The sequence below is a fragment of the Acididesulfobacillus acetoxydans genome, from assembly GCF_902729405.1.
Lineage (GTDB): Bacteria > Bacillota > Desulfitobacteriia > Desulfitobacteriales > Desulfitobacteriaceae > Acididesulfobacillus > Acididesulfobacillus acetoxydans.
Map to the genome: position 1 here is coordinate 1973308 of NZ_LR746496.1, position 14409 is coordinate 1987716.

A 14409-nucleotide genomic window follows, 5' to 3' on the forward strand; every position below is an offset into this window, starting at 1 on the left:
AGTGAACTCGTTCAGATTGGATCACGCTGGCTTTGCTCCGGGTGCGCTCGGCAGAAGTAGAGACTCAACAAACTTGGGTCAACCTCCGTTCCGAACCGGAGAAAATTTATCTCGTTGAGTGGGAATCGACGGACGGGAAAGTCTTTCAAAGGACAGAATTAACCCAAGAGCAAACGGGTATTTTTTCAGCGCTCAACTCGCCGGAACCCCCGAGAATATGGGATATTTCGCTTCCCAAGGAGCAAAAGATGTAGACACACGGTACGTTATCCACAAGTGCCTGGAACCCGGATGCCATAAGGGTTTGAGGCACTTTCCGTGTCTACGGACTGTCGAAAGCGAGTTGAGTAGTGAAATAATCGTGAAGCGCTTTGGAAAGGCCATAGTGTGATTGACCAAGAGGCTGATAATTATTGAAAAGGCCTTTTATCATTCAGACTTTTCCTGTATAGTATAAATAGGAAGGTGGAATGGAAATGCCAATCATATCGATGTTCTATGGAATTATCGTTTATATGTTCTGTGAAAGAAACGTACAACATAAAAAGGCTCACATACATGCAGAATACCAGGGGATGGAAATAGTTGTGGCACTCGATGGTGAAGTACTGGCCGGCGATATTCCGGATAAACAACTCAAAATGCTATTGGCTTGGATGGCTATCCATGAAGATGAATTGCAGGCAAACTGGAAATTATTGTCCGATGGATTGGACTATTTCAAAATTGACCCTTTGAAGTAGGGGGTGTGATCATGATACCAAAATTATTTCAGGTAAAACCACTTGAAGGATACCGATTGCTGCTGGAATACTCAAATGGTGAAAAGAGAATTCTTGACACTTCTTACTGGTTGGAAAAACCGATGTATCAAGAGTTAAAGAACGTAACACTTTTTAATACAGTCAAGATTTCGGGGATTACAGTCATGTGGGTGAATGGTCAGGATATTGCTCCCGATGACTTGTATGAATATAGCTTACCCGTGGCTGTGAGTGTAATTATTTAGCAACGAAGCATATTGTAGATAAACGGGTAATTTCCGGAATGTTTGCGGTTTGGCTTTTTTGTTTTGTCAGTAGCATCATCGGATATGTGTGTTCGTTGATAAGGAGGAATTCCTGCAAACAAAGGGGTTCGACAGAGTGCAGGGAAGTGTATATTTTGGTAATTCGACTGTTGATGCGGTCAAGACTGTCATAGCTGTTAACCAATTGACGAAACAGTTTCCTTGGTTTACCCCATCCGTCAGAGATATCCGCAGGTTAAGGATTGAGGAGAATAACGACCTCAGGCCGGTTTTAGAATCTTGAGGGTTGAAAGCTCAGAGCCTCTCGTTTCGGCGAAGGGCTCTTTCGCTTGCTTGAGTTTGTTTTTGTGCGCAGCCGAAGATTTGAAATTATTTGTCATCTGTGATAACTTGAGGATATCGTCGAGGGAATGAGTGCGGCTCAGGCGCGGAAGGGGGATAGGGAATGATTTGGGTGAAGGATATCATGACCCCGATTTCCGGTTCACTGACAGAGACGGATACCTGCCGGGAGGCACTGCGGCGTGTGATGGACGAAGAGGCAGCCGGCTGGCCTGTCGCCGACAGCGCGGGGGAGTTTGTGGGCATTGCTACTCCCCGGGCCCTGGGCAGGCTGCTCAAAGAAGAAGGTCCGGAAACTTCTTGTCTCGGAGGTGTGGAATTCGGGCCGATCGCATTTAAGGCGACTTTGCCTTTGGAGACGGCTTGGAGCCGGACTTTCCAGGTCGCGGCGGTCAGCGGGGAGGATGGTCAAATCGTCGGCATTTTAAGCCGTTCGGCTTTGGCCGTGGCCTTGTACCAGCGGGCGGAGTTCCAAGTAAAAGAACTGGAGGCGGTTTTAAACTCTGCTCATAACGGCATCGTCGTCATCAACCGTGAAGGAATGATTACCTCCTTTAACCGGGCGGCTGAACGGTTCACCCACGTGCCCAAGGAAAAAGCCTTGGGGCGTCACGTCTTGGATGTGCTCATTCCCCTGGGTTTGATGGAGACGTTGCAGACAGGGCAGTCAGAGTATTCCCAGAAGTTCCGGGTGGGTCGTCACACCTACATTATGAACCGGGATCCGGTGAAGCAAGAGGGGAAAATAACCGGGGCGGTGGGCGTTTTCCAGGACATTTCGGAAATTGAGTCGGTATCCCAGGAACTGGCTTCGGTCAAAGCGTTGAACCGGGAATTGGATTCCGTTATCCAGTCATCCTCAGACGGTTTTGTCGTCACAGATGCTGCGGGAATCATTATCCGGACCAACGCGGCTTTTGAGAAAATGAGCCTGAGCACTGCCCAGGAACTCTTGGGCCGCCGCATTCAAGAGTTGGGGGATGGAGAAGTTTACGCCCATTCGCTGCTGGATGTGGTTCTGCAAAGAAAGCATCCGGTCAGTGTCACGGAGAAGAAGCAAGATCACAGTTTCCTGGTGACCGGAAGTCCGGTTTTCGATGAAGAAGGACGATTGGTCAGAGTGGTTATTAACCTGAGAGACATGACCATGCTTAACCAACTGCGCCAGGAACTGCTGGAATCTAAGCGCCTGAGCGAAAAATACCATCTGGAACTGGCGGAACTGCGCCAACGCGGAGATACGGGGGGCATGATTGCCTCCAGCCCGGAGATGGAGGAGGTATTAGAGCTGATCCAGCGCGTCGCCAAAGTGGATTCAACGGTGCTTCTGCTCGGGGAATCCGGGGTGGGCAAGGAGGGGATGGCCAAGCTCCTGCACAGTCGCAGCCCGCGGGCGGAGGGACCGTTCATTAAAGTGAATTGCGGGGCCATTCCCGAGCAACTTTTGGAATCAGAGCTATTTGGCTATGAGAGCGGGGCCTTCACGGGAGCCCGCAGAGAAGGAAAAATCGGGATGTTCGAATTGGCCCATAACGGCACTCTGCTTTTGGATGAGATCGGGGATTTGCCTTTTAATCTGCAGGCTAAACTCTTGCGGGTTTTGCAGGAGAGAGAGGTTGTACCCGTGGGGGGAAGCAAGCCCCGCCGGGTTAATGTGCGGATTTTGGCCGCGACCCACAAGGATCTGGAAGAAATGGTGCGTCTGGGGAAACTGCGGGAGGACCTTTTTTTTCGTCTCAACGTGGTACCCATTTGGATCCCGCCCCTGAGGGAGCGGCGGGCCGATATCATTCCCCTTCTGCACCATTTCCGGGAGAGGTTTTGCAAAAAATACGGACTGCAGCGGGAATTTGCGCCGGATGCGGTGGAAGCCTTTTACCAGTATGACTGGCCGGGCAACGTACGGGAATTGGAAAACATGGTGGAGCGTTTGATCGTCATGGCTCCCGGCGAACTGATTACCCTGTCCCTGCTTCCCCCTGTCTTCCAGAGTCCCCCTGAGGAGGGAGGAGGAGTATCCGTCCGTGCCCTTATGCCGCTGAAAGAGGCCGTGCTGGAAGTGGAACGCCAATTGATCGAAAGGGCCATGGCGAAATACGGAAGCACCTATAAAGCAGCCGAAGCTTTAGGTGTGAATCAGTCCACGGTGGTGCGCCGTTTGGCCAAATTGAGGCGGAAGGCTACAAACGCCTGAATGCAGGAGATGAGCGGGCGGCGCATTAATTGGTAAACTTTGCGCTGAGTGTGTATAATAACGGGGTAAGACAGTGTGGGAGGGAAGTTCATGGCAAAACAGAAGCTGAAGTCCCGGGCTGAGATCGCGGCCGATTCCAAATGGCGCTTGGAAGACATTTTCCCCAGCAATCAGGCTTGGGAGGAAGAATTTGCCGCCCTAGAGAAGCTCATCCCGGAAGCAGAGAGATTTAAGGGGCACTTGGCTGACAGCCCGGAGTCGCTGTACGCCTGCCTGAAGTGGACAGACGATTTAGGGTTGCGTCTGGAAGAGGTGTACTCCTATGCCAGGATGCGCCGGGACGAAGACAACCGGGAGCCCCTCTACCAGGGGATGACGGACCGGGCCGGGGCTTTGGCCGTGAAAGTTGGCAGCGCGACTTCCTTCGTGGTGCCGGAACTCTTGGCTTTAGAGCCTAAACGTTTTGAAGAACTCCGCCGTTATGGTCCGCTGGGGATCTATGAGCAGGCTTTTGAGGACATGCTGCGCAAAAGAGAGCATGTCCTCAGTCTGGCAGAAGAGAAACTGATGGCCGAAATCGGTGAATTGGCTGAGGCGCCAAGCACAATTTTTACCATGGCCAACAATGCTGATCTCAAGTTTCCGGAAATCCGGGACGCCGAGGGTCACGAAGTCGAACTTACTAAAGGCAACTATCTCCATTTTATGGAGAGTCCCGATCGAAGAGTACGGCAGGAGGCTTTTGAGGGCCTCTATCATACCTATCAAAAGCAGGTCAATACTTGGGGGGCAACCTTAAACGCCAGTATCAAGGCGGATATTTTTACGGCTAAAGCCCGGCATTACGGTTCCGCTCTGGAGGCTTCTCTGGATGATGACAAAGTACCGGTGACGGTTTACGACGCCTTGGTGGAGACGGTACATGAGTTTTTGCCGGACATGTACCGTTACGTCAAGTTGCGTAAGCAAGCCCTGGCACTGGACGAGCTGCACATGTATGACATTTACGTACCCATTGTCCCCGAATTTCAGATGAAGATTCCATATGAAAAGGCCCGTACTATGGTACTTACCGGATTGAAACCGCTGGGGGCAGAATATCTGAAGGCGCTGGAAGCGGGGTTCAGAAACGGTTGGGTGGACGTTTACGAAAATGAAGGAAAGACGAGCGGTGCTTACTCTTGGGGCACTTACCGTTCTCACCCGTATGTACTGCTCAATCATCAGGATACACTGGATTCCATGTTTACGATTGCGCATGAGATGGGACATTCCTTGCATACCTATTTTTCCAACCGTTCCCAGCCACATATTTATGCCGGGTACAGAATCTTCGTGGCGGAAGTGGCCTCGACTTTAAATGAAGCTCTGGTTATGGAACATCTTTTGTCCACCACGGAAGATAAGAAGCTCTTGGCTTACCTGGTCAATCACTACCTGGAACAGTTCCGCGGCACCATTTTCCGGCAGACGATGTTTGCCGAATTTGAGAAAGAGGCCCATGCCCTGGCGGAAAAAGGCGAAGCCTTGACGGCGGACCGCTTCTCCGAGATTTACCGGGGGTTGAATGCGCTCTACTACGGTCCGGATGTCGTCCAGGACGCCGAGATCGCTGGGGAATGGGCCCGGATCCCTCACTTTTACAACGCCTTTTACGTTTACAAGTATGCCACCGGTTTTTCGGCGGCGACGGCTCTGGCCAAGGGGATTTTAGAGGAGGGCCAAACTGCGGTGGAGCGCTATTTGGCTTTTTTGGCGAGCGGCAGCTCCGATTATCCCATTGAACTCCTGCGCAAGGCCGGGGTGGACATGGAAACTCCCACACCGGTCCGGGAAGCGCTTCGGGTCTTCGCCGGGCTGGTCAACCGTCTGGAAGATCTTTTGAATCAGTCAGCCGGCTAGGGCGGCCGCGGCAAGCTGCCTGGGGCGATGCGGCGCCAAGAGCGATAATTTCCGCTAAGATTGGCAGACGAGGGTTCCATTTTAGCGGAGGCGCCTTGACAGTGCAGCCGAGTACGATCCTCAAGGTTTAACTAAGGCTTGGAAACGGGGATCCCCCCGCACCGGTGCGAAATCCTGCTCCTCCCGGGCCACCGCTTTGGCATCCGGGTTCAAGGCGATGGCGGGCAATAGATACTCGATGACTTTGGGCACATTATCCTGGCGGCCGTAGATGCTGGCGATGCCGAAGTAGGCCCAAGTATCTTTGGAATTGAGTTGAATAGCTGCTTGGTAAGCGGAAATCGCGCTGCTCCAACGCCCTGCCAGCTCATTAGCCAAGCCCAGGTTGAACTGGGCGTATTCAAAGGAGGGCTTGAGGGCAAGAGCCTGCCGAATCAAAGCGATTCCTTCATCATAGCGGCCCAGAAAAGCGTAAGTGGCGCCTTTGCCGTTCAGGGCCTGGTAAGAAGCGGGATTGAGGTTCAGAGCACGGTCAAAGAGAACCAAGGCCTGGTCATACCGGCGGGCGTAATAGAGCTTGAGACCGCGGTTGTAAAAGTCGAGGGCTTCCCGTTGCCGTTGATCCATTTCCGGGGCGGCGGGGGCAGCGGCGGCAGTAGAAACGGCGGGTTTGCCTTCCTGTCCCGGCTTGGCAGCGGCGGCAGCCGTCACCTTTCCGCCGGCGGGAGCCGGGGCGGGGTTCGTCCCGGGACCGGGTCCGGTGACAGCCGCGGCAGGCGGCGTGGTCAGAGCAGGAACGATAGAGAAGGCGCTGGGAACGCCCGCGAGAAAAAGACCCACAATGCCCGCCGAGAACAGAAACAGCCGCTTCCGTGGCCGCTTGCCCCGCAAACGTGCGGAGAGGTAATACCCGACGGACGAGAGGAGCAGGATGATTCCGACAGCGGCGGCGATACCGCCGATTCCTTTAAATGAGGCGAAGAGCATGACTTATCCCCACTTTCGCAAATACAATTCCATCGACGATCTGCGCCGACTTGTGGGCTATCTGATCGTTAGTTTCCTGGCCGTTTTTCTCTACGTTCCTTTTCTTTGGCTGGCGAGTATTTGGGGAATGCACCCTCAGATTTATCTTCGTTGGGTCTTGGCTTCCGGGCTGATTCTCGTCTTCAACGTCGTTTTCTATTTTTGGCGTTACCCCGAGCAGTGGCTCAAGAACCTCGTCCTGCTGGCAGCTGTTAACGTGTTTCTCGTGGTTTTGGAATATGTATGGATTGTCAACGGATTGTGAGCGCGCAGTTTGCAAACCCTCAGGCTTTGACCCTTTTGTCCCCATATCGACAAGTGACCCTGTGAGCTTAGCATACCATATTATCGGCCCGGATACGCGGGTTCCGGGATGCAACTTGACAAAACTTTCTTGCCAGGATTAATATGAATGAGGTTATTTGCTTCGCAGCGCGAACCTTGACGGTTCGGCCTTGAACTATAAACATCTGCCAGTCGGTCAGATGAAAGGGAGGGAACCACTGTGTCCGATTCTTGTAATACCTGTTCAGCCGCCGGAACTTGTTCCGGAGAAAGTTGTCCGCCGGAGTTGACGGAAGCTCAGAAAGCCAGCCGTATCGGCAAAGTTGTGGCCATCATGAGCGGCAAAGGGGGAGTTGGCAAGTCCTCCGTGACGGGAATGCTCGCTGTCAGCTTAAGACGGCAAGGTTATAAAGTCGGCATCCTTGATGCCGATATTACGGGACCGAGTATTCCCAAGATTTTTGGCGTGAAAGATAAAGCGAATGTCGTTCCGGCCGGTGTGATACCGCCGACGAGCTCCAGCGGAATTAAGATTATGTCGCTCAACCTGATGCTGGAGAATGAAGATGATCCGGTCATTTGGCGCGGGCCGATCATCGCTCAAATTCTTAACCAGTTCTGGACGGATGTCGTCTGGGGCGAGTTGGACTATCTCTTGCTCGATTTGCCGCCGGGGACGGGAGATGTGCCGATCACGATTTTTCAGTCCCTGCCTGTAGACGGTTTGGTGGTCGTCACCAGTCCGCAGCAGTTAGCTAATATGGTAGTACGGAAAGCGATAAAAATGGCCAAGAAATACGATCCCAGATTTTACGGCTTGATCGAAAATATGGCTTATGTGGAATGTCCGCATTGCCAAGAACGCATGGAGATCTTCGGTAAACCTCAGGGCCAGGCGGAGGCCGCGCGCAGTGAAATCCCCTACTTGGGCGAACTACCCGTCGATCCGGCCCTGGCTACTCTTTCGGATGCCGGTAAAATAGAAGAGTACCAATCTCCTGCCTTTGACGAAATCGGGCGGCGTCTGGCGGAAGAGCTCAAAAAAAACGTGACCCTCAATCCTTCTAAGCTAAATCTGAAAATGTAAATCGGAAAAATGTGAGCGGGGAGGTGGCCGGCCTTGGGGCCGGAAAAGATGGACAGTACGGAAAACAGGTCGACGATCCGGGATATTTCCCTGGCTCCGCAGGGAGAGAGAAAGATCGATTGGGTTGCGAATCACATGCCGGTGCTCAACGCCTTGCGCGCGGAATTTGAAAAAGAACAACCTTTTGCCGGGAAGAGAGCGGTTATCTGTCTGCACCTGGAAGCAAAGACGGCTTATCTGGCTCGGACTATCAGGGCTGGGGGGGCGGAAGTCGCTGTGGCGGCCAGCAATCCTCTCTCCACCCAAGATGATGTCGTGGCGGCCCTTGTTCAAAGGGGCATAGAAGCTCATGCTTGGCACGGGGCCACAGACGCAGAATACCGGCGTCATATTCAACAAGCCCTGGATTTTGAACCGGATTACATTATTGATGACGGCGGGGATTTGGTCACAACGATTCATCGTGAGCGCCGGGAACTGCTGACCCGGGTGAAAGGCGGAGCGGAGGAGACGACGACGGGCATTCTCAGGCTGAGGGCGATGGACAGGGACGGTGAACTGGGTTTCCCCATGATAGCCGTGAACGACGCCGAGTGCAAATACCTCTTTGACAACCGCTACGGCACGGGACAGTCCGTTTGGGACGGAATCATGCGCACGACGAATTTGGTTGTCGCCGGCAAGACGGTTGTCGTTGCAGGTTATGGTTGGTGTGGCAAAGGGGTTGCTTTGCGGGCCAAAGGTCTGGGGGCACGGATTATAGTCTGCGAAGTCAACGCGATCAAGGCCAATGAGGCCTGGATGGACGGATTTGAAGTGATGCCCATGCTGGAAGCGGCTCAAGTGGGGGATGTGTTCATCACGGTCACGGGCAACAGGGACATCATAAGGGCCCAACACTTTGAGGTTATGAAATCAGGCGCGATTCTCTGCAATGCGGGGCATTTTGATGTTGAGGTCAACCGGGTTGAACTGGCTGCCCTGGCCTCTTCGCAGCGAGTCGTGAGGCCGAATATCGAAGAATTCGTTTTCTCCGACGGACGGAAGGTTTACTTGCTGGCCGAAGGCCGTTTGGTCAATCTGGCGGCCGGAGACGGTCATCCGGCTGAAGTCATGGATATGACCTTTGCCCTGCAGGCCCTGTCACTGCGTTATCTGGCGGAACATGGGGCCGAACTCGGTCAGCATGTCTACCGGGTGCCGGAAGAAATCGATCAAACGGTAGCGAACCTGCGCCTGAGTTCACTCGGTTTGCGGATTGACGCGCTCACCCCCGAGCAGAAAGCCTATTTGGCCGCTTGGCACGAATAACTTCCTCCCCGCGTTGAAGCGCGAGGATTTCCAAGCTTCCTTCAACCCCGGAAGCAATTCCGAGGTTTTGCTTTGCGTTTCCTATAACTAAGGCATTTTACGCGGGGCATCTTCCGGTGAAGTGCCGGTAGATGCCCTTTCCTTTGCGGCCTAAGGCGGCCGAACTTTGGCAAAATAGAATTTTTGCCGTAAGACTCAAATTCTTCTTTAAGTTTTGCCTGTTATAGTATACAATTGAATTAGTTATAGGTATTAGAAGCACTGGCTTGGGGGAGGACGGAAGAGATGGACACATTTGTGGTTTCTCGCTTGACCAAACCGGCGATTGTAGGCAGCAGCAAGGACATCCGCCAGGCCGTGGAGGTTTGCCGCAAGGCGGCCCGTGAAAACAGCCCCGTCTTATTTCAAGGAGAGATTGGGGTCGGCAAACTTCTCCTGGCAAGTTATCTCCATTACGAAAGCTCACGTTTGGGGAAACCGTTTCTGCTGGTGGATTGTGATTCGGAGGAAGGAATTCGGGAGTTTTTGAGCCCGGAAAATTCAGAATCGAAACTTAAGTTCCTCAAAGGCGGTACCCTCTATTTCCGCGAGATAGCCGGCTTGACCTTGAGCGAACAGGCACGCTTGCAGCGTTTCTGCCTGCTGGCCGAAGCGGAGGATGTCCGGGTTTTGTTGGGCTCGTCCCAGAATGTCCACCTGCTCATGTATGAAAAAGCCATCGATGCAGAACTCTATCACTATGCGACCCAGCGGGAGATCTACATCGCGCCGCTGCGCCAGAGACGGGATGATATCATGGATTTGGCCGGATATTTCATTAAGAGGCTGAATCAACGCTTGCGCAAGGGGGTGCAGGGTCTGACCCCGCAGGCTGAGGAAGTTTTCCTCTCCTACGGTTGGCCGGGTAATGTGGAAGAGTTGCGCCAGTCCCTGACGCGGGCCATGATCCTGACGGCGGAATCTTTTATCGGCCGCAGGCATCTAGCGGAGTCCATAGGCCAGGCGGGGGATTTCTTGCACAATCCCGACGTTATGCCCTTGGACCGTATGGAAGAACTTCTTCTGCGCAGTGCGCTCAGCCGCTATGGCACGACTCTGGAGGGAAAGAAGCGGGCGGCCAGAGCTTTAAACATTTCTCTGGCGACTCTGTACAATAAAGTGAAGCGCTATAATGTGAGTAAATGAGCGCATAAGCGCATAATTGGAGTGCAAAGTACTACAATAAGAACATGGTTAAACAAAAAAACCGTGAACCGGCTTTTTCAAAGATACGAATAATACGTCAATGACCTTTTGTGCGGGAAGAGGCAGGAGTTTTTCAACGGACGTTGAAACTATTCAGAAGTGAGGTGTTAAAAGGGGGAACGTTTGTGCGGGAAGGTTCGGACCGGTTTTTTAGCCAAACTGTACAGACTTCTGAAGGAACGATTTATGTCCAAGGGCCCGTTGCGGCCGAGACCTTGAAAGGGTTAAAGATGAATCCCGGCTTAAGGGCGTTCCGGCCGGCACTGCGGCAAAAGGAAGCGCTCATAGAGATCTGCGGGCTGGAATCAGGCAGGGTCATTATTGCCGAGCGTAATGGAGAGTTGCTGGGTTATGTCACCTATCATCCTCCCGACAGTTTTGAACGCTGGTCGAGCGGCCCTAAAGAAATACTGGAATTGGGCGCCATCGAACTTGCGCCGGAAGTCCGCGGCTATGGTCTTGCCCGCCGTCTGCTGGAGGTGTCTTTTGCCGATCCCGAGATGGAAAAATATCTTGTCTTGTCGACCGAGTATTACTGGCATTGGGACCTAGAGGGCAAGGGCCTGCACATTTGGGAATACCGGGAGCTCATGCGCCGCCTCATGGCCCATGTCGGTATGGTGGTAAAGGATACCGATGATGAGGAAATCGCTTCTCATCCCGCGAATATGCTGACGGTGCGTTACGGAAGGCTCGTTTCCAGGGAGGCGATTCTGGCCTTTGAGGCCATCTTGTTCAAAAAGCCCGATTCCAACCGGGGGTGAAGGGTATGGAAGCAGGTAACGATCCTTGGTCTGAGGTTTTGCTGGCAGTGAGGGGGTTTTATGCCCGCAAAGATGTGGCCCATGACTTGAGCCACGCCCTTAGGGTGGGGGCTTGGGTGAAGAAATTAGCCCGTGAAGAAGGCGTAAAATCCACGACGGCGGAGCTGGCGGCTCTGGTGCATGATATCGGACGCCCGGGGGCGGCCGAGCCAAGCCATGCCGGCAGCGGGGCTGCTCTGGCGGAAAGCCTTCTGCGCAAATGCGGTTACTCGGATGGGGTGGTCGCTGAAGTGAAAGCCGCGGTGGCCGCCCACTCGCGGGAAGCGGGGCTTGAACCGCGGACGGAGGCGGCGATACTGCTTTACGACGCGGATAAGCTGGACTTTGTCGGTCCGGTCGGTTTGGCCCGTTTATTCGCTTATGGCAGTTTCCGGGGTTGGCCCTTAGAGGGGGAAAATTCTTGCGAAAGTTTTTACCGGGAGCGGATTAGAGGCTATTACGCCAACTTGGGCACAGAGGCCGGTAAACGCCATTTTGCCCCGCTCTTGGCTTACATGGAAGATTTCTGGCAGAAATTTCACACGCAGGGGCTGAAAGAGGAGGATTTTGGTAATCATATTTTCTGAGAGATCGCTCAGAAAGGATGATTTACCGGTATGCGGTGGTTATGGCGCATTTTCGTCCTCTTCTTGCTTTTGAGTTTTGTTAAAAGTGTGGTCGCACCCCAGCCCCAGGCTTTTATTGCGTGGCCGGAACAGAGTAATTTAGTCCGCAAGATCCAGTGGGATTGGCGTCAATGGCGCCGGGGACTGCAAGATCTTCCCGCTAGCATTGAGGTTGAAATCCGCCGGCTGAGGCAGGACTTCCGGCCGGACGGAAACGGTACCTCGGTCTGATGGCCGGACGGAAACGGGATCTTGACGGGCTGAGGGAAGCAGTACTCCGGTTTGAGCCGGCTTCCCGCGGGCGGGGTTCAGGTTTGACAGCCGCGGCCTCGGCGAAGTATGATAAGCGTGGCGGCGGGAGGGTCCGTTTGAGTTTGGGATAAAGGAGTGTAGAAGAATGGTGGGGATTACGGAAATCGCGGCTCAAAAAGTGAAAGAGGTTATATCCGGCCAGAATAAGGGGAACATGTACCTGCGCCTTTATGTGGCGGGTTTTGGCTGAGGTGGGCCAAATTTTGGCATGACTCTGGATGAGTCAAAGACGGAGAACGATGTCTTGGACGAAGGGTTTGGTGTTTCGATCATTGCGGACCAGAAACTCTCTCCCTATTTGGAGGGGGCGACGGTTGATTACGTAGAGTCCCGTTACGGCGGGGGTTTTGAAATCCGTACACCACACTCGGAAAGTTGCAGCTGTTAAACTCTGTTAAAGCCCGCATGGCGGGCTTTTTTGTTCGCTTATTTTTTCCCGTTTAACGTGCCGCGCCGGACGGCGCGAGGGGTCAGCCCCGGGTCCTCCCGGCCCGTTGCAACGCCCGCGCCGCTGTCTCCGGGCGTCCTTAGCCCGCGGTAGGACGCGGGCTAAGGTTACCGCCCGGCGGCCTCCAGCAGTCGTTTGATTTCGGGCAAGGGGAGTTGCAGGCCGAGCGCAAGGGCCAAGAAGAGGCGGACTTTTTCACTGGACAGATCACCCGCGAACCAGGCGCCGCTGCGCTCCAGGTCTGCTCCGCCGCCCGGATAGCCGTAAGCCGGCGCGGTCCGGCCAAATAAGCAGCGAGAGGTAATGACGACGGGTAAGCCGTGTTGAACAGCTTGCTCCAGAGCCGGGACGAGCCGGGGTGGGATATTTCCTCTGCCGAAGGCCTCCAAAACCAGCCCTTCGGCGGCCGAGAAAAAGGCTTCCAAGACACCGGCAGGCATGTCCGTATAGATCTTGACCAGGGCGATGTTCGCCAGGCGCTCGGGAAGAGTGAGTTTGGGGGTTCGAGACGGGGGGCGGTGCCAGTAGACACGGTGTAAATCAATATTCCCCAGACTGCCTGCCGCACCCGAAGTGAAGGCATTGACCTGACTTGTGTGCAGTTTGCGGACATCGCGGGCGGCATGGATTTCTGAGTTGAGGACGACCAGCGTTCCCCTTTCGCGAGCGGACGGGTCCAGAGCAACGAGCATGGCCTCAAGCAGGTTGCGGGGTCCATCGGAGTCCGTCTCCGAGGAATCACGCTGGGCGGCTGTTAAAACTACCGGGCGCGGATCGCTGAGAACGGTATCGAGAAAATAAGCGGTTTCTTCCAAGGTATCTGTGCCATGCGTAATCACGATGCCGCCGATCGCGGGGTCAGAAAAGAGTTCATTCACACTGAGAGCCAGATTTTTCATGCCGGCGGGTGTCATGTTGCAGCTGGCGAAATTGCTGAAGTTCTTGATTTCCCATTGGGCTGACTCTGCCAGCTTCGGCAGGGTGTCCAATAGGTTTTCTCCGCTTAGGGCAGGGACCGATTTACCGGAGGTATCTTTGCGCATGGCAATAGTGCCCCCGGTGGTGATTAAGCCGAGTTTCAAAGCTGACACTTCCTCTTTTTGTTAAGTTCCATCCAATCGTGGGATCCCCACTTCTTCAAGTGGGAGTGGTTCACTGTCTTCTTACCCTATTTTATCACAATTTGACCCAGGCTAAAGTTCCCGCTGCTCTAAAACCAGGCATTGGCAAGAAAGACTTTGGCACTCGAAGTAAGACGCGGGCCTTTGAACCGGGAGCGCTGACTTGCCGCCCAAGTTGTCGTTGCTGTCTAAAATCCGACCTCTGCGCAGATCTGCGGCTCAGCCGAGGGCGCCGGGGAATTGGGGGCGAAGGGTCTGCGAGGCGGCCGAACGGCAGGCTCTCGGGCTTTGAGTTGCTGCGCACGCCCACATGTGCTAGGCTATGTGTATTGCGGATCCATACATACAACTGACGCGGATCAATACAGAGGAGGATGTTAAATGGACGGGCAGACCGGAAAATCCCAACGTGCCATCATTTCCGTTTTCGGGCGTGACAGGATTGGCATCATCGCCTGGGTGAGCGGGCGGTTACAGGAGTATTCTATCAATATTTTGGACATCAACCAAACCATCTTGCAGGGGTTTTTCACCATGATTATGATCGTAGATCTTAGTCCCGCATCCATTGAGGTGGCGGAGTTGGCCAAGGTTTTGGAGCAGGAAGGCCAAGAAAGTGGCCTTCAGGTCAATGTGCAGCACGAAGATATCTTTAATTTTATGCACAGGATTTAGGA

At 53.8% G+C, this 14409-nt stretch carries 16 protein-coding genes and 1 pseudogene; 15 read left to right on the plus strand and 2 right to left on the minus strand.

Annotated features, from left to right (window positions below; all coding sequences use genetic code 11):
- Nucleotides 1-26: 26 nt before the first annotated feature.
- From MNU25_RS20490 to pepF, 6 genes and pseudogenes are all read left to right on the plus strand, one after another.
- A pseudogene (locus tag MNU25_RS20490) lies at nucleotides 27-254 on the plus strand (IS1634 family transposase); the annotation flags it as partial.
- A 216-nt stretch (nucleotides 255-470) separates the two neighbouring features.
- Entirely contained in the window at nucleotides 471-743 is a 273-nt protein-coding gene (locus tag MNU25_RS08680) for a DUF4160 domain-containing protein (RefSeq protein ID WP_306425072.1), read from the plus strand.
- 11 nt (nucleotides 744-754) lie between these two features.
- Nucleotides 755-1009: a DUF2442 domain-containing protein gene (locus MNU25_RS08685; protein WP_240984708.1), complete on the plus strand. Its 255-nt coding sequence runs from the start codon at nucleotides 755-757 to the stop codon at nucleotides 1007-1009.
- Nucleotides 1010-1145: 136 nt separating this feature from the next.
- Entirely contained in the window at nucleotides 1146-1313 is a 168-nt protein-coding gene (locus tag MNU25_RS08690; protein ID WP_240984709.1) for a hypothetical protein, read from the plus strand.
- A 162-nt stretch (nucleotides 1314-1475) separates the two neighbouring features.
- On the plus strand, nucleotides 1476-3566 hold the full coding sequence (locus MNU25_RS08695; protein ID WP_240984710.1) for a sigma 54-interacting transcriptional regulator: 2091 nt from the start codon (nucleotides 1476-1478) through the stop codon (nucleotides 3564-3566).
- A gap of 90 nt (nucleotides 3567-3656) precedes the next feature.
- Complete coding sequence (gene pepF, locus MNU25_RS08700; RefSeq protein WP_240984711.1) at nucleotides 3657-5468, plus strand: oligoendopeptidase F; 1812 nt, start codon at nucleotides 3657-3659, stop codon at nucleotides 5466-5468.
- A gap of 120 nt (nucleotides 5469-5588) precedes the next feature.
- Here pepF and MNU25_RS08705 read toward each other — a convergent pair whose 3' ends face one another.
- Nucleotides 5589-6455, minus strand: a complete 867-nt coding sequence (locus tag MNU25_RS08705; protein WP_240984712.1) for a tetratricopeptide repeat protein — start codon at nucleotides 6453-6455, stop codon at nucleotides 5589-5591.
- Between MNU25_RS08705 and MNU25_RS08710 the strand changes: the two genes are divergently transcribed.
- The 8 genes from MNU25_RS08710 to MNU25_RS08745 all read left to right on the plus strand — a co-directional run bounded on the left by MNU25_RS08710 (nucleotide 6454) and on the right by MNU25_RS08745 (nucleotide 12551).
- A complete protein-coding gene (locus MNU25_RS08710; protein WP_240984713.1) occupies nucleotides 6454-6759 on the plus strand; it encodes a hypothetical protein in 306 nt (101 codons plus the stop codon). The two genes, MNU25_RS08705 and MNU25_RS08710, sit on opposite strands and share 2 nt — an antisense overlap.
- 240 nt (nucleotides 6760-6999) lie before the next feature.
- The gene (locus MNU25_RS08715) at nucleotides 7000-7866 is read left to right on the plus strand and encodes an Mrp/NBP35 family ATP-binding protein (RefSeq protein WP_240984714.1); all 867 of its coding nucleotides are present in this window, start codon (nucleotides 7000-7002) and stop codon (nucleotides 7864-7866) included.
- 48 nt (nucleotides 7867-7914) lie between these two features.
- Nucleotides 7915-9177 (plus strand): adenosylhomocysteinase, encoded by a 1263-nt coding sequence (locus MNU25_RS08720; protein ID WP_240986784.1) that lies wholly within the window; start codon nucleotides 7915-7917, stop codon nucleotides 9175-9177.
- A gap of 285 nt (nucleotides 9178-9462) precedes the next feature.
- Nucleotides 9463-10362 carry an AAA-type ATPase lid domain-containing protein gene (locus tag MNU25_RS08725; RefSeq protein WP_240984715.1) on the plus strand — a complete coding sequence of 300 codons (900 nt, stop codon included), beginning with the start codon at nucleotides 9463-9465 and terminating at the stop codon, nucleotides 10360-10362.
- Between the two features lie 185 nt (nucleotides 10363-10547).
- Complete coding sequence (locus MNU25_RS08730; protein ID WP_240984716.1) at nucleotides 10548-11186, plus strand: GNAT family N-acetyltransferase; 639 nt, start codon at nucleotides 10548-10550, stop codon at nucleotides 11184-11186.
- A gap of 5 nt (nucleotides 11187-11191) precedes the next feature.
- Entirely contained in the window at nucleotides 11192-11812 is a 621-nt protein-coding gene (locus MNU25_RS08735; protein ID WP_240984717.1) for an HD domain-containing protein, read from the plus strand.
- 30 nt (nucleotides 11813-11842) lie between these two features.
- Entirely contained in the window at nucleotides 11843-12082 is a 240-nt protein-coding gene (locus MNU25_RS08740; RefSeq protein ID WP_240984718.1) for a hypothetical protein, read from the plus strand.
- Between the two features lie 166 nt (nucleotides 12083-12248).
- The gene (locus MNU25_RS08745; protein WP_240984719.1) at nucleotides 12249-12551 is read left to right on the plus strand and encodes a HesB/IscA family protein; all 303 of its coding nucleotides are present in this window, start codon (nucleotides 12249-12251) and stop codon (nucleotides 12549-12551) included.
- A gap of 167 nt (nucleotides 12552-12718) precedes the next feature.
- Here MNU25_RS08745 and MNU25_RS08750 read toward each other — a convergent pair whose 3' ends face one another.
- Nucleotides 12719-13693 (minus strand): asparaginase, encoded by a 975-nt coding sequence (locus MNU25_RS08750; protein WP_261487383.1) that lies wholly within the window; start codon nucleotides 13691-13693, stop codon nucleotides 12719-12721.
- 420 nt (nucleotides 13694-14113) lie between these two features.
- Between MNU25_RS08750 and MNU25_RS08755 the strand changes: the two genes are divergently transcribed.
- Nucleotides 14114-14407, plus strand: a complete 294-nt coding sequence (locus MNU25_RS08755; RefSeq protein ID WP_240984720.1) for an ACT domain-containing protein — start codon at nucleotides 14114-14116, stop codon at nucleotides 14405-14407.
- Nucleotides 14408-14409: the final 2 nt, after the last annotated feature.